Consider the following 15,410-nt stretch of genomic DNA (forward strand, 5'->3'; position numbering starts at 1 on the left):
TCCCCTGGGGAGCCGCGGGGGCCTGGAGGACCAGCGGGCCCAGCGGGAACTGGACCCGGCCTCCGCCCGCTAGGCGGACGCGGTTGCGCGCGGCTCGCCGGTGGCCACAGGGCCGGCCGGGGCCGCGGCGCGGTCGAGCGCCAACGGGTCGGTCACCGTGCCGGTCCCCTCGTCGAGCGGCCCCTGCGCCAGCCTGGTCACCTCTGCGGGGACCGGCGGCGCCAGGTCGGCCGTCGCACGGAGACCGGACAACACGTCGTCGGGTCGTACGGCGGGTGTGGCGTGTCGTACTACCAGGCGCAGTATCGCACAGGGACGCCCGGTCCGAACATCGTGGGCCTCTTCGCCCGCCGTGTCCGCACCATCGTCGACCTGCGACGGGAGGAGTTCGATCGCGGCGACCGCGCCGCGCGCGTCGAAGACCCGGACGCCGTTCTTGGTGAGGCGTTCGACCTCGACCCGCTCCTCGGCGAGGAAGGCCGCGACGGCGCGGGCCGCCTCCTGCGGCTCGACCCCGTCGAGCCGGACCCGCCATTCGGAGGCCTCCAGGCGCTCCACGAAGCTGGACGTGCGCACCTCGACCGCGTCGATCACGTCGAGGCCCTTGGGCAGCGACTCGTCCAGCAGGACGCGCAGCTCCTCCGGGTCGCGGGGGGCGGCGAGTCCGATCTCCAGGTACTCCGCCTCGCTGGCCACACCGGTCGGCGCGGCGTTGGCGTAGGACACCTTGGGGTGCGGGGTGAAGCCGGCCGAGTAGGCCATCGGCACCGCCGACCGGCGCAGGGCGCGCTCGAAGGCGCGCTGGAAGTCGCGGTGGCTGGTGAAGCGGAGCCGGCCGCGCTTGGTGTAGCGGAGACGGATCCGCTGCACCGTCGGCGCGGGCGGGGGACCGTCGGGCGTACGGCGTGCCAGGGTCGCTCAGTCCTTCGTCAGTTTTTCCCGTCCGGGCGGAGGGCGTTTCCCCCCGCCGTCCGGACGCTGTCACCTCAAAGGGTACGCGCCCCGGCCCGCCCCTCGCCCCACCCCCGGTCGGCGCCCGGCCCCCGGGCCCGGCCGCCACCGGAATGTCCGGATGCACCGGGACCCCCGGCGGACGCGTCCGCCGGGGGTCCCGAAGGCTGCTGCCTACTTGTTCACCACGGTGAGCGGGAGGAGCTTCTTGCCGGTGGGGCCGATCTGGATGTGGGTGTCCATCTGCGGGCAGACGCCGCAGTCGAAGCAGGGCGTCCAGCGGCAGTCGTCGACCTCGACCTCCTCCAGGGCGTCCTGCCAGTCCTCCCAGAGCCAGTCCTTGTCGAGACCGCTGTCCAGGTGGTCCCAGGGCAGGACCTCCTCGTAGCCGCGCTCGCGGGTGGTGTACCAGTCGACGTCGACGCCGGTGCCGGCCAGGCCCTTCTCGGCGCTCGCCATCCAGCGGTCGTAGGAGAAGTGCTCGCGCCAGCCGTCGAAGCGGCCGCCGTCCTCGTAGACCGCGCGGATGACCGCGCCGACCCGGCGGTCGCCGCGCGAGAGCAGGCCCTCGACGATGCCGGGCTTGCCGTCGTGGTAGCGGTAGCCGATGTTCTTGCCGTACTTGCGGTCGCCGCGGATCGAGTCGCGCAGCTTGGCCAGGCGGGCGTCGGTGGCCTCGGCGGACAGCTGCGGGGCCCACTGGAACGGGGTGTGCGGCTTGGGCACGAAGCCGCCGATGGAGACGGTGCAGCGGATGTCGTTCTGGCCGGTGACCTCGCGGCCCTTCTGGATGACGTTCTTCGCCATCTCGCCGATCTGGAGCACGTCCTCGTCGGTCTCGGTGGGCAGGCCGCACATGAAGTACAGCTTCACCTGGCGCCAGCCGTTGCCGTAGGCGGTGGCGACGGTGCGGATGAGGTCCTCCTCCGACACCATCTTGTTGATCACCTTGCGCATGCGCTCGCTGCCGCCCTCGGGGGCGAAGGTGAGGCCCGAGCGGCGGCCGTTGCGGCTGAGCTCGTTGGCGAGGTCGATGTTGAAGGCGTCGACGCGGGTGGACGGCAGCGACAGGCCGATCTTGTCGTCGGCGTAGCGGTCCGCCAGGCCCTTCGCGACGTCACCGATCTCGGTGTGGTCCGCGGAGGACAGCGACAGCAGGCCGACCTCCTCGAAGCCGGTCGCCTTGAGCCCGCGCTCGACCATCTCGCCGATGCCGGTGATGCTTCGCTCCCGCACGGGGCGCGTGATCATGCCGGCCTGGCAGAAGCGGCAGCCGCGGGTGCAGCCGCGGAAGATCTCCACGGACATCCGCTCGTGGACGGTCTCGGCGAGCGGGACGAGCGGCTGCTTCGGGTAGGGCCACTCGTCGAGGTCCATCACCGTGTGCTTGGAGACCCGCCACGGCACGCCGGGGGCGTTCGGCACGACGCGGCCGATCCGGCCGTCGGCCAGGTACTCGACGTCGTAGAACTTCGGCACGTACACCCCGCCGGTGCGGGCGAGGCGCAGCAGCAGCTCGTCGCGGCCGCCGGGGCGCCCCTCGGCCTTCCACTCCCGGACGATCCGGGTGATGTCGAGCACGGCCTGCTCGCCGTCGCCGATCACCGCGCAGTCGATGAAGTCCGCGATCGGCTCGGGGTTGAACGCGGCGTGGCCGCCGGCCAGCACGACCGGGTCCTCGTCGGTGCGGTCGCGGGCGTCCAGCGGGATGCCGGCCAGTTCGAGCGCCGCCAGCATGTTGGTGTAGCCGAGCTCGGTGGAGAAGGAGAGCCCGAACACGTCGAAGGCGCGCACCGGCCGGTGGGCGTCCACGGTGAACTGGGGGACGCCGTGCTCGCGCATCAGCGCCTCCAGGTCCGGCCAGACGCTGTAGGTACGCTCGGCGAGGACGCCCTCCTGCTCGTTGAGCACCTCGTAGAGGATCATGACGCCCTGGTTGGGCAGGCCGACCTCGTAGGCGTCGGGGTACATCAGCGCCCAGCGGACGTCGCAGGCGTCCCAGTCCTTGACGGTCGAGTTCAGCTCGCCGCCGACGTACTGGATCGGCTTCTGGACGTGCGGGAGGAGGGCCTCCAGGCGTGGGAAGACCGATTCGACAGTCATGTGTAGTGGGAACCCTTACGACGTTCGGGACCGCCGCGCACTTGGCGGGGGCGACGGCTGGGAGGGGTGACCCTCAAGGGTAGCCGAACCGCCGTGCGCCCCGGTCCGGCCGAGGGCCCGGATCCACCGCACCCGGACGGTCCGGGGCCGGGATCCCGGCACGTGAACGCGGCCCCACCGGCGGCCCACCGCGGGCCCACCGCGGCCCCACCGCGGGTGCCCGACGACTGTTGACACGCTCCGAGGGCGCGTGCGGTACTGGCAAGGCTCCACCGGAAGGTCCTGTGCGTCCCCGGAACGAGGGAGTCGGCCGCGCGCGCACCGGCCGTGCCGGGAGGACCCGGCGCGACCCCGCGCCGCGCTCCCGCCGAGCCCCCGGCCGCGCCGCCCCGCCCGCCCCCCGAGGACAGGAGAGTCATGGCCGACACGGGCCGGCGGACGCGCCGGATCGACGCCCCGCCACAGGACACCGGGACCTATCCGACGGCGGCGCGCGCGGTCGCCGCGGCCCGCCGGCTGGCCCGCCGCCACCCCGGGCGCTGCCGGGTCCGCGAGGTGGGGCGTTCCCGGGCGGGGCGCCCGCTGGTCCTGCTCTCGGTGGACGAGGGCGAGCACACGGTGCTGGCCGTCGGCGGTCCGCACCCCAACGAGCCGGTCGGCGTGGCCTCCGCCGTGCGGCTGGCCGAGCGGGTGCTGGAGCTGCCGCCCCGGCCGGGGGTCGGCTGGCACGTCCTGCTCTGCCTGGACCCGGACGGCGCCGCGCTCAACGAGGGCTGGCTGACCGGTCCCCTCACCGCGGCCCGGCACTACGAGCACTTCTTCCGCCCGGCCTTCCACGAGCAGCCGGAGCTGCTGCCGCACCCGGACGGCCCGCTGGCGCCGATGCCGGAGAGCCGGGTGCTCACCGGGCTGATCGACGAGCTGCGCCCGGTGCTCCAGTGCTCGCTGCACGGCGTGGACTTCGGCGGCGCGTTCGTGCAGCTCACCCGGCCGCTGCCGGCCCTCGCGGAGCGCTTCGCCCGCTCGGTGGCGCGCGGCGGCATCCCGCTGGACGTCGACTCCTACGACGCGGTCGGCTGGGACAGCCCGGCCCCGGGCAGCTACGTGATGCCGCCGCCGGGCCGCCGCCGTCAGCCGCTGCCGGACCGCCCGGAGCTGTCCACCTGGTCGTACGCGGGCCGGTACGGCGGCACGACGGCGGTGCTGGAGGTGCCGATGTGGGCGGTCGACGCGGTCGGCGACGCCCGCCCGGCGCCGGACGTGCGCGCCGCCGTCGGGGCCTGCGCGGACCGGCTGGGCGGGCGGGTCGCCGAGCTGACCACCCTGCTGCCGCAGGTGCCGCCGCACGCGGGGGTGGCGTACGGACCGCTGCTGCGCGCCGTCGAGTTCAACCTGGCGGTCTGCCGCCCGGTGGTGGACGACTGGCTCGCCGCCTGGTCGTCGGCGCCGCTGACGGTGTCCCGGGTGACGGCGGCGCGGATCGCGGCCGAGCGGGTGCCGCTGCGGATCGCCTCGATGCTGCTGCGGCTGCTGGCGGACAGCGGCGGTCCGGCGGCGGACGCGGCCCGGGTCCGGGCCCGGGGGATCGTCGCGGCGAGCCTGGAGGGCCTGCACCGGCTGGGCGCCCGCTGGGTGCCGGTGGAGACCCAGGTCGCCCACCAGACCCGGGCGGTGTTCGCCGCCGCCGACCTGCTGCTGCCCCCGGCCGGGTAGCGCGCCTGGGGGCGCCGCGGGCCGGGGCTCCCGGTGGCCGCAGCACAGCGCCGGGGGCCGGCCCGGGGAGGTTCCCCGGACCGGCCCCCGGCGCTCGTCAACCGCTCAGGCCGCTATCGGCCGCTGGCTCTGCACCGCCTGCAACAGCCCGATCGCCACCCAGGTGGAGAACATCGACGAGCCTCCGTAGGAGACGAACGGCAGCGGGATGCCGGCCACCGGCATGATGCCCAGGCACATCCCTATGTTCTCGAAGCCCTGGAAGGCGAACCAGGCGACCACCCCGGCCGCCACGACGGTGCCGTACAGGTCGGTGGCGTGGCGGGCGATCCGGCAGGCCCGCCAGAGCACCACGCCGAGCAGCACGATGATCGCCATCGCGCCGAGGAAGCCCAGCTCCTCACCGGCCACCGTGAACACGAAGTCGGTCTGCTGCTCCGGCACGAACTGCCCGGTGGTCTGCGTCCCGTGGAACAGGCCCTTGCCGGTCAGCCCGCCGGAGCCGATCGCGATCCGGGCCTGCGCGGTGTTGTAGCCGACCCCGGACGGGTCCAGCGCCGGATTGGCGAAGGCCGCGAAGCGGTCGATCTGGTACTTGCTCAGCACCCCGAGCTTCCAGACCGCCACGCAGCCGCCGACGCCCGCCAGGATCAGCCCGAAGACCCAGCGGTTGGCCGCGCCGGAGGCCAGCAGGATGCCCAGCACGATGACGGCCATCACCATCACCGAACCGGCGTCCGGCATCAGCATCACTATGGCCATCGGCAGCGTCGCCCAGACCAGCGCGCGGAACACCGCCTTGTTCGCCGGGAACTCCCGCTCCCCCGCGTCCACCTGGTCGGACAGCACGACCGCCATCGACAGCACGATCGCCAGCTTCGCGAACTCGGCCGGCTGCACCGAGAAGCCGCCGCCCAGCTGAATCCAGGAGTGCTGGCCGTTGATGGTCGAGCCGAGCGGGCTGAGGGTGGCCAGCAGCAGCACGATCACACCGGCGTACAGGAACGGCACGACCGTCCGGAAGCGCCGGCTCCCTATCGCTATCACCACCGCGCACAGCAGCGCCCCGATCAGGACGTTGGTCAGGTGCCGGAACAGGAAGTACTGCGGGTCGCCGTGGGTGAGCGTGTCCCGCCCCCGGGTCGCCGACCAGACCAGCAGCGAGCTGCCCAGCGAGAGGACCACCGCGGCCAGCAGCAGTATCCAGTCGATCCGCCACAGCGGGGAGTCCTTGGCCAGCGCCTTGGGCACCCCGCCGCGCTGCGGCACGAGGCGCAGCTGGCGGTACGAGCCGTAGGAGGTCATGCCCGGCCCCTTCCGGTGGAGCGGGTGGGTTCGACGGCAGCCACCGCCGCCACGGGCACCGGGGCGGTGCCGCCGGGCTGCGCCGGGTCGAGGAAGACCCGCGGCGAGGCGCCGCTCACCCCGGGGTCGGCGGGCGCCGTGCCGCCGTCGGCGAACGAGGCCGGCTTGATGATCGCGGTGCCGTCCGGGTTGAACTTGGGCAGTTCGGCCTGCGGCGTGGGGAGCAGCGCCTTGCCCTGGTCGATGTTGCCCTTGTCGTCGACGCCGTACAGCGCCTGGTAGATCCGCCGGATCGCGTCACCGGAACCGCCGGAGCCGGTGCCGCCCTGGCTTATCGTCATCACGACCGCGTAGTCGCGGCTGTAGGTGGTCAGCCACGAGGTGGTCTGCTTGCCCTCGACCTCGGCGGTGCCGGTCTTGGCGTGCAGCTCGATCTTGCCCTGCGGCCAGCCCGCGCCGGTGAACTTCCAGGCGGCGGTGCCGCTGGTGACGACGCCCGCGGTGGCCTGGTCGATGTAGCTGAGCAGCTTCTGGTCGCCGGGCAGCCGGCCGTCCTCGTGCGGGGCGATCTCGCGGACGAGCTCCCCGCCCGGGCTTATCACGGCCTTGGCGACGGTGGGCCGGTAGAAGGTGCCGCCGTTGGCGAGCGCCGCGTAGATCCGGGCCATCTGGACCGGGGTGACCAGGGTGTCGCCCTGGCCGATCGCGAAGTTGACGGCGTCACCGGCGCGCATCTGGTAGCCGTCGACGCAGTTCTCCCGGGCGATCTGGTCGGAGAAGCTGGTGCCGCCCTTCTCGGCCTGACGGCACCAGGCGTCCTTGTTGTTGTCGTAGAAGGACTGCTTCCACTGGCGGTCGGGCACCCGGCCGGGGACCTCGCTCGGCAGGTCGATGCCGGTCTTGGCGCCGAGGCCGAACTGGTGGGCGGTCTTGAAGAACCAGTCGCCCGGGTCCTTCTTGGGCTTGATGCCGCCGTCCTTCATCCACTGGTCGTAGGCCAGGCCGTAGAAGACGGTGTCGCAGGAGACCTCCAGGGCCCGCTCCAGGGAGATCGAACCGAAGCTCTCGCTCTCGAAGTTCTTGAACTCCCGGCCGCCGATGGTCATGCTCTTCGGGCAGTCGTAGCGGCCGTCGATCGGGTAGCCGGCCTGGACGGCGGCGGCGGTGGAGATCACCTTGAACGTCGAGCCGGGGGCCGACTGACCCTGTATGGCCCGGTTCAGCAGCGGGAAGTTGGACTCCTTGCTGGTCAGCGCCTGGTAGTCCTTGCCGCTGATGCCGCCCTGCCACAGGTTGGGGTCGTAGGTGGGGGCGCTGGCCATCGCGACGATCCGGCCGGTGTGCACGTCCATCACGACGGCGGCGCCGGAGTCGGCCTCGTAGTTGCGGTTGGTGACCTTGTCGAAGGTCTTGCGGGCGTCGGCCATGGCCTGCGCCAGGTTGTCCTCGACGACCTTCTGCACCCGGGCGTCGATGCTGGTCACCAGGTTGTTGCCGGTCTGCGGGGCGGCCTGGTCGGCGGTGCCGATGACCCGTCCGAGGTTGTCCACCTCCAGCTTGGTGATGCCGGCGGTGCCGCGCAGGTCGCGGTCGTAGACGGACTCCAGCCCGGCGCGGCCGATCTGGTCGGCCGGCAGGTAGCGGTCGAGGCCGGCCTTGTCGGCGGTCCTGGAGACCTCCTCGTCGGTGACCGGCGAGAGGTAGCCGAGCACCTGGGCGAGGTTGGCGCCCTCGACGCCGGTGTAGTGGCGCACGGCGGTGGGCTGGGCGGTGACGCCGGGGAAGTCCTCGCGGCGCTCCATTATCTGCATCGCCTGCTGGGTGGTCGCCTCCTTGGTGACCGGGATCGGCTGGTAGGGCGAGCCGTTCCAGCAGGGCTGCGCGGTCTTGGCGTCGCAGAGCCGGACCTTCTCCTGGACGTCCTTGGCGGGCATCCCGAGCACCTCGGCGAGCCGGGTGAGCACCTCCTTGCCGCCGTCCTTCTGCTGCAGCAGCGAGGTGCGGCTGACCGAGACGACCAGCTTGGTCTCGTTGCCGGCGAGGATGCGCCCGGAGGCGTCCAGGATCTCGCCGCGCACGGCCGGTTCGACGACCTCGCGGATGTGGTTGCCGGTCGCCTTGGCGGTGTAGACGCTGGCGTTGCGGATCTGCAGGTACCACAGCCGGCCGCCGAGGGTGGCGAGCAGCGAGAGCACCAGGATCTGCAGCACCACCAGACGGATCGTCACCCGCCGGGTACGGCCGGTCTCGGGGATGTTGCTCACGTCTCGTGCGCTCCAAAACAGAACGGGGTCGGGCGGGCTGGTCGGGCCGGGACGGCGCCGGGGCTACGGGCGCTTCCCCGCGCCGAGCAGGCGCTTCTTCTTGAACGACACACCGCCCGTGGTGTCGCGGGTGGTGCGGTAGCGGGCCAGGGTGCCGAGCCCGGGGCCGCCCTCGTCGTCCTCGGCGACGCTCAGCGGGTCCTTGCCGAAGCGGCGGGCGACCAGCATCACGACGGGCACCACGAACGGGGCGAGCAGCAGGTCGTAGAGCAGGGCGGTGATCACCAGCTGGCCGAGCCCGACGTGCCGGGCGGCGGTGTCACCGACCAGCGCGCCGACCATCGCGTAGAGCAGGGTGGAGGCGATCGCGGCCCCGGCCACCACCAGCAGCGCGCTGGAGACCGAACGCTGCCGGCCGTGCTCGGGGCGCAGCAGCCCGGCGGCGTAGCCCATCAGGCAGAGCACCAGCGCGTAGCGGCCGATGGCGTGGTCGGAGGGCGGGGCGAGGTCGGCGAGCAGGCCGGCCGCGAAGCCGACCAGGCAGCCGCCGGAAGGTCCGTAGACCAGGGCGAGGCCGACGACCACGAGCAGCAGGACGTCCGGGGTGGCCCCGGGCAGTTGCAGCCGGCCGAGGACGCTGACCTGGAGCAGCAGGCCGAGCAGGATCAGGACGGCGGAGACGGGGATGCGGGCGAGGCGCATGGCTCAGTTCCCCCCAGTGGGCGTGGCGGGCGGGACGGCGGCCGGGGCGGCGGGGACGACGGGGACGGCCGGTCCGGCCGGCGCCGCCGCGGCGGCCTGGCCCTGGGCGGCCGGCGCGGGGGCCGGCGGCAGGACGGCGTCGCGCGGGTCGGTGCGCGGCGGGACGACGACCACCCCGACCAGGTCGAGCCGGGTGAACTGGACGAAGGGCTCGACGAGGACCGTCTTGGTGAGCTGCCCGGGGTTGGCCTCGACCTGGACGACCTTGCCGACCGGGACGCCGGGGACGAACGGACGGCCGCTCTGGGAGCCGAAGGTGACCAGCCGGTCGCCCTCCTTCACCTGGGCCTTGCCGTTGAGCAGCGAGACCTTCATGGCGCTGGTGCCGCCGCCGGCGGCGAAGCCGATCTCGCCGGTGCCCTCCAGCCGGGTGCCGGCGGTGAAGCCGGGGTCGGAGGCGAGCAGCACGGTGGCGGTGGTCGGGGCGACGGTGGTGATCCGGCCGACCAGGCCCTGGCCGTTGATGACGGTCATGTCGCGGGTGAGGCCGTCGTCGCTGCCGGCGTCGATGGTGATGGTCCAGGAGAAGCCCTGGGCCGGGCCGATCGCGATGGTCTGGGCGGCCTTGACGGTGTAGCCGCCGGCGCCCGCGGTGCGCAGCAGGTCGTCGAGCTGCTGGGTGCGCCCGCCGGCCATGTCGGAGGAGGCGAGCTTCTGCCGCAGTTCGGTGTTCTCGCGGGCGAGCTGGTCGGTGCGTCCGCTGTTGGAGGCGGCGTCGCGGAAGGCCCGGACGGTGTCGGCGACCGGGTCGACGGCGGTGGCGGCGCCGCGTTCGACCGGGCCGAGGACGGCGGCGGCCGCGCGCCGGGCGCCGCCGAGCGGGGAGCTCTCACCGCCCTTGATGTCGACGGTGATCAGTGCGAAGGCGACGGCCACCAGCAGGATGAGCAGCAGCCGGCTCTCTCGTGTGTCCCTCACGGTGCTGGTACTGCCCCTTCGTGCCCCTGGCCACCGGCCCGGGCTGTGGACCCGGGCGGCGGCCCGTCAGTTCGGCTGGTGTGTCGTTCTGCTAACGGCGCGGCGCGGCGTCGAGTACCTGCTGGAGCGCCTCGAACTCCTCGACGCACTTGCCGGAGCCGAGTGCGACGGAGTCCAGCGGGTTCTCCGCGATGTGGATCGGCATGCCGGTCTCCCGGCGCAGCCGCTCGTCCAGGCCGCGCAGCAGGGCGCCGCCGCCGGTGAGCACGATGCCCCGGTCCATGACGTCGCCGGCCAGCTCGGGCGGGCACTGGTCGAGGGTGGTCTTCACCGCGTCGATGATCGAGTTGACCGGCTCGTCGATGGCCTCGCGGACCTCGGCGGCGGAGATGACGACGGTCTTGGGCAGCCCGCTGACCAGGTCGCGGCCGCGGATCTCGGCATGCTCGTCCTTCTCGCCCTCCAGGCCGAAGGCGGAGCCGATGCTCATCTTGATCTGTTCGGCGCTGCGCTCGCCGAGGAGCAGCGAGTACTCCTTCTTGATGTGCTGGACGATGGCGTTGTCCAGCTCGTCGCCGGCGACCCGGATGGACTGCGCGGTGACGATGCCGCCGAGCGAGATGACGGCGACCTCGGTGGTGCCGCCGCCGATGTCGACGACCATGTTGCCGGTGGGCTCGTGGACGGGAAGTCCGGCACCGATGGCGGCGGCCATCGGCTCCTCGATGATGTGCACCTGGCGGCAGCCGGCCTGCAGGGAGGCCTCGATGACCGCGCGGCGCTCGACGCCGGTGATGCCGGAGGGGACGCAGACGACGACCCGGGGGCGGGCGAGGAAGCGGCGGCGGTGCACCTTGAGGATGAAGTAGCGCAGCATCCGCTCGGTGATCTCGAAGTCGGCGATCACGCCGTCCTTGAGCGGGCGGATGGCGACGATGTTGCCGGGCGTGCGGCCGATCATCTTCTTGGCCTCGGCGCCGACGGCGAGGATGCCCCCGGTGTTGGTGTTGACCGCGACGACGGACGGCTCGTTGAGGACGATGCCCTTGCCCCTGACGTACACCAGCGTGTTGGCAGTTCCGAGGTCGATCGCCAAGTCGCGGCCGATGAACGACAGGTTGCTCGCCATGGGGTGGGGTGCCTTTCCCGGGCTCGGAGTCTTGTGGGGTGGACGGTGTGCGCGCCCACACGTGGGCGGCGACCAGCTGAGCTGCCTTACCGGGCCCTTGAGTCGCGTCCATCGTAGTCACGCCGGTCGGCACGGAGGTCGACGTGGGGCATACCGTCCATTGTCCGGGGCGTGATCGCTTCTCCGGGCATTGGGACGCCGTGTCGGAGGGCCTGGTTCCCTATTTCCCGATAAGAATGCCCCGGCCGGGCCAATGGTCCCGACCGGGGCCTTCCGAAGGTCCCTGGAACGGCTCCGGGTGGCCGTGGTTGCCCGCTCGGATCAGGCGTGCGAGGGGAAGAAGATCTTGATCTCGCGCTCGGCGGACTCGACCGAGTCGGAGGCGTGGATGAGGTTCTCTCGGGTGATCGTCGCGTAGTCGCCGCGGATGGTGCCGGCCCCGGCCTCCAGCGGGTTGGTGGCGCCGGCCAGCATGCGGATGCCGGCGACGACCTCCTCGCCCTCGACGATCAGCGCGATGGAGGGGCCGGAGGTCATGAACTCCAGCAGCGGCTCGTAGAACGGGCGGCCGACGTGCTCCGCGTAGTGCTGCTCCAGCGTCGTCCGCTCGAAGGTGCGCAGTTCGACGGCGGCGAGGCGCCAGCCGGCCTTGCGCTCGATGCGGCTGATGATCTCGCCGGCCAGGCCGCGCTTGACGGCGTCGGGCTTGAGCAGGACGAGAGTGCGCTGGGACACGGGGCGTCTCCTGGGGAATTCGGGTTCGGCGCGCACGCGCGGTTCGGCGCGCACGGATCGGCGCGCACGCGCGGATGCCGCGTGCGCCGTGCGACTACCGCAGAGGTTACCTTGCGTGAGCGAACGCCCCGGACCCGGTCCGGGGCGCCCTCAGGCGGCCGCGGCGGCGGCCCGGGCGGCCTTGATCTCGTCGATCTTGCGGCCGTAGTGCACCGAGCACCACCAGAGTCCGGCGAAGACCGCGCCGAGCCCGAACATGGTCGGCACGACGAAGCCGCTGGCGATCAGCGCGAGCTGCAGGCCCCAGCCGACGGCCACCGCGCCGGGGCGGGTGATCATGCCGCAGAGCAGCAGGCACAGCGCCATGGCGATGCCGCTGACGGACCACAGCGCGGCGCTGGAGACGTCGGAGAGCTGCATCGCGACCAGGGCCGCGAAGAGCACCACCAGGGCCTCGCCGATCAGCGTCGAGGAGCAGAGCGTCCTCATCGTCACTTCCTCCCGAGCAGCAGGCGGGCCTCGCCCACCGTGATGACCGAACCGGTGACCAGCACCCCGGCGCCGCCGAGGTCGCCCTCCTCCTCGGCCAGGGTGACGGCGGCGGCGATGGCGTCGTCGAGCCGGGGCTCGACCTGGACGCGCTCCTCGCCGAAGATCTCGACCGCGAGCGCGGCCAGCGCGTCCACGTCCATCGCGCGGTGGGTGGAGTTCTGGGTGACGACGACCTCGGCGAGCACCGGCTCGAAGGCCTCCAGCACGCCGGCCACGTCCTTGTCGCCGCTGGTGCCGACGACGCCGACCAGCCGGGTGAAGCCGAAGGACTCGGTGAGTGCGGCGACGGTGGCCCGGGCGCCGTGCGGGTTGTGGGCGGCGTCCAGGACGATGGTGGGGCTGCGCCGGACGACCTCCAGCCGGCCCGGGGAGGTGACGCCGGAGAACGCCTGGCGGACCTTGTCCGCGTCGAGCTGCCCGCCGCGGGCGCCGCCGACGCCGAAGAACGCCTCGACGGCGGCCAGCGCGAGCGCGGCGTTGTGCGCCTGGTACTCGCCGTGCAGCGGCAGGAAGACGTCCTCGTACTCCGCGCCGCCGAGCCCGCGCAGGGTCACCAGCTGGCCGCCGACGGCGAGTTCGCGGCGGATGACGCCGAACTCCATGCCCTCGCGGGCGACCGTGGCGTCCACCTCGACGGCGCGCCGCAGGACGGTCTGGGCGGCGTCGAGCTGCTGCTGGGCGACGACGGCGACGGCGCCGGGCTTGATGATCCCGGACTTCTCGACCGCGATCTCGCCGGTGGTCTCCCCCAGCTTGTCGGTGTGGTCCAGGCCGATCGGGGTGATCACGGCGACGGGGGCGTCGATGACGTTGGTGGCGTCCCAGGAGCCGCCCATGCCGACCTCGACCACCGCGACGTCCACCGGCGCGTCGGCGAAGGCGGCGTAGGCCATGCCGGTGAGCACCTCGAAGAAGGACATCGCGACCGGCTCGCGCTCGTCGACCATCCGCACGTAGGGCTCGATGTCGCGGTAGACCTCGACGAAGCGCTCGGGGGTGATCGGGGCGCCGTCCAGGGTGATCCGCTCGGTGACGCTCTCCACGTGCGGGCTGGTGTAGCGGCCGGTGCGCAGCTCGAAGGCGCCGAGCAGCTGCTCGATCATCCGGGCGGTGGAGGTCTTGCCGTTGGTGCCGGTGACGTGGATGGAGGGGAAGGACCGCTGGGGCTGGCCCAGGATGTCCATCAGGGCCTCGATCCGGTCGAGCGAGGGCTCCAGCTTGTTCTCCGGCCAGCGCTCGGAGAGCGCCGTCTCGACGTCGCGCAGGGCGTCGCCGGTGCCGCCGTCGGCGGGGCGCAGGGTGTACGGGTTCGGGTCGGCCTTGTCGCTCACGACCACAGTCTACGGAGCCGGGCCCCGCACTCCTCACGGGGTGAGAACGACCACTTTGCCCGAGTTGGCCGGCTTCCCCTGCGTACTATCGATTTAGCGACATCAGACCGCAAAGAAGCATTGATTCGCACCCCAGGGAGACAAATCACCTTTGATCATGAGGAGCACTGCGCCATGCCCGACGCCCTTCGCCAGTTCGTCGAGATGCGCCGCGAGGGCTTCCTCCAGCTCGGCGGGCTGATCTCGCTGGCCCTGCTCTGCTACATGGTCCTGGTGTTCGGCCGCTTCCTGGTCTACTGGGCCGGCTCCCGGCACGCCCTGCGGCACAACGGCCCGGCCGAGCCCGGCGACCCCGCCGCCTTCCAGTGGCATCTGGTGATCCCCTGCCGCGACGAGGAGGCGGTGGTCACCCAGACCCTTGCGGGCCTGCGCGCCGTCGCCCCCGCCGCCCACCTGTGGGTGATCGACGACGACAGCGACGACGCCACCCGCGACCTGGTGCTCGCCGCCGCCGCAGGCGACGGGCGCGTCCACCTCGTCCAGCGCCGCCGCCCCCACGCCCGGATCGGCAAGGGCGCCGCCCTCAACGCCGCCTACCGGGAGATCTCCGCCTGGCTGCCGCCCGGCACCGACCGCTCCCGGGTGGTCCTCGGCGTCGTCGACGCCGACGGGCAGCTCGACCCCGGCACCCTCGAACAGGTCTGCAACGACCGCGCCCTCGGCCGCCCCGACACCGGCGCCGTGCAGATCGGCGTCCGGATGCGCAACGCCGAGGACGAACGGCCGCTGCCCGGCCGCGGCCGCGCCGCCAACGCGGTGGCCCGCGCCCTGGTGCGGATGCAGGACGTCGAGTTCCAGGCCAACAACGCCGGCATGCAGCTGCTGCGCCGGCGCACCGGCAGCGTCGGCCTCGGCGGCAACGGCCAGTTCGTGCGACTCACCGCCCTGGACTCGCTCACCGCCGAGGAGGGCCGCGACGGGCGCCCCTGGCCCGAGCGCGCCCTGCTGGAGGACTACGAGTCCGGCCTCGACCTGCGGCTGGCCGGCTGGCGGCTCACCCACGTCACCGAGGCCAACGTCTCCCAGGAGGCCCTGGTCTCCTGGCGGCGCTTCCTCACCCAGCGCACCCGCTGGGCCCAGGGCAACATGCAGTGCCTGCGCTACACCGGCCGGGTGCTGCGCTCGCCGCACTACCGGCCCGCCGGCAAGGCCGAGGTGCTCTACACCTTCCTCCAGCCGGTGGTCTGCGTGCTGCTGGTCGTCCTCACCCCGCTGTCGCTGGCGATCACCGGGGCGGGACTGGCGCTCTTCCCCGAGGAGACCGCCGACTTCCAGCTGCGCTACGGCCCGTGGATGGCGCTCGCCTTCGTGCTCGCCACCCTGCCGATGGTCCTCTGGGGCCCGGCCTACCGCCGGCTGGTCCACCCCGGCCGCGGCCGGGCCGCCGGGCTGCTCTGGGGCCTGCTGGTCTGGCTCTACGCCTACCACCTCTTCGTGGTCGCCACCCGGGCCGCCGTGCGCCTGCTGCTCGGCCGCAACGGCTGGGCCAAGACCCGGCGCAACGCCGAGAAGGTCGCCCTCGGCGCCCCCACCGCGCTCGAATCCTGAGCCGCCCCCTCCCCCGCCCTCCCCCTCCCCTCCCCCGGA

The 15,410-nt window shown here is 72.9% G+C and carries 12 protein-coding genes; 2 read left to right on the top strand and 10 right to left on the bottom strand.

Translation table 11 applies throughout. The features are described from left to right. Window positions 1-69: 69 nt before the first annotated feature. Window positions 70-870, bottom strand: a complete 801-nt coding sequence (locus ACF1AK_RS03670; protein ID WP_391497110.1) for a TIGR03936 family radical SAM-associated protein — start codon at window positions 868-870, stop codon at window positions 70-72. Window positions 871-1,125: 255 nt separating this feature from the next. Continuing rightward, window positions 1,126-3,054, bottom strand: coding sequence for a TIGR03960 family B12-binding radical SAM protein (locus ACF1AK_RS03675; protein WP_380294621.1), 1,929 nt, complete (start codon window positions 3,052-3,054; stop codon window positions 1,126-1,128). 417 nt (window positions 3,055-3,471) lie between these two features. Between ACF1AK_RS03675 and ACF1AK_RS03680 the strand changes: the two genes are divergently transcribed. Then, window positions 3,472-4,767, top strand: coding sequence for a M14 family zinc carboxypeptidase (locus tag ACF1AK_RS03680; protein WP_391497111.1), 1,296 nt, complete (start codon window positions 3,472-3,474; stop codon window positions 4,765-4,767). A gap of 105 nt (window positions 4,768-4,872) precedes the next feature. Here ACF1AK_RS03680 and rodA read toward each other — a convergent pair whose 3' ends face one another. From rodA to ACF1AK_RS03720, 8 genes are all read right to left on the bottom strand, one after another. Then, window positions 4,873-6,072, bottom strand: coding sequence for a rod shape-determining protein RodA (gene rodA / locus ACF1AK_RS03685; protein ID WP_391497112.1), 1,200 nt, complete (start codon window positions 6,070-6,072; stop codon window positions 4,873-4,875). After that, window positions 6,069-8,336: a penicillin-binding protein 2 gene (gene mrdA / locus ACF1AK_RS03690; protein WP_391497113.1), complete on the bottom strand. Its 2,268-nt coding sequence runs from the start codon at window positions 8,334-8,336 to the stop codon at window positions 6,069-6,071. The genes rodA and mrdA overlap by 4 nt, the downstream gene beginning before the upstream one ends. Before the next feature lie 63 nt (window positions 8,337-8,399). After that, window positions 8,400-9,038 carry a rod shape-determining protein MreD gene (gene mreD / locus ACF1AK_RS03695; protein ID WP_391497114.1) on the bottom strand — a complete coding sequence of 213 codons (639 nt, stop codon included), beginning with the start codon at window positions 9,036-9,038 and terminating at the stop codon, window positions 8,400-8,402. 3 nt (window positions 9,039-9,041) lie between these two features. Next, entirely contained in the window at window positions 9,042-10,016 is a 975-nt protein-coding gene (gene mreC, locus ACF1AK_RS03700) for a rod shape-determining protein MreC (RefSeq protein ID WP_391497115.1), read from the bottom strand. Between the two features lie 91 nt (window positions 10,017-10,107). Next, entirely contained in the window at window positions 10,108-11,133 is a 1,026-nt protein-coding gene (locus ACF1AK_RS03705; protein ID WP_350569342.1) for a rod shape-determining protein, read from the bottom strand. 333 nt (window positions 11,134-11,466) lie between these two features. Beyond that, window positions 11,467-11,880, bottom strand: a complete 414-nt coding sequence (ndk, locus tag ACF1AK_RS03710) for a nucleoside-diphosphate kinase (RefSeq protein WP_391497116.1) — start codon at window positions 11,878-11,880, stop codon at window positions 11,467-11,469. A 150-nt stretch (window positions 11,881-12,030) separates the two neighbouring features. Then, window positions 12,031-12,369: a DUF4233 domain-containing protein gene (locus ACF1AK_RS03715; RefSeq protein WP_391497117.1), complete on the bottom strand. Its 339-nt coding sequence runs from the start codon at window positions 12,367-12,369 to the stop codon at window positions 12,031-12,033. Between the two features lie 2 nt (window positions 12,370-12,371). Continuing rightward, on the bottom strand, window positions 12,372-13,763 hold the full coding sequence (locus tag ACF1AK_RS03720; protein WP_391497118.1) for a bifunctional folylpolyglutamate synthase/dihydrofolate synthase: 1,392 nt from the start codon (window positions 13,761-13,763) through the stop codon (window positions 12,372-12,374). Window positions 13,764-13,937: 174 nt separating this feature from the next. Between ACF1AK_RS03720 and ACF1AK_RS03725 the strand changes: the two genes are divergently transcribed. Continuing rightward, window positions 13,938-15,371 (top strand): glycosyltransferase, encoded by a 1,434-nt coding sequence (locus tag ACF1AK_RS03725; protein ID WP_391497119.1) that lies wholly within the window; start codon window positions 13,938-13,940, stop codon window positions 15,369-15,371. The last annotated feature ends 39 nt before the right edge of the window (window positions 15,372-15,410 follow it).

Source organism: Kitasatospora sp. NPDC015120 (assembly GCF_043080305.1).
Classification (GTDB): Bacteria; Actinomycetota; Actinomycetes; order Streptomycetales; family Streptomycetaceae; genus Kitasatospora.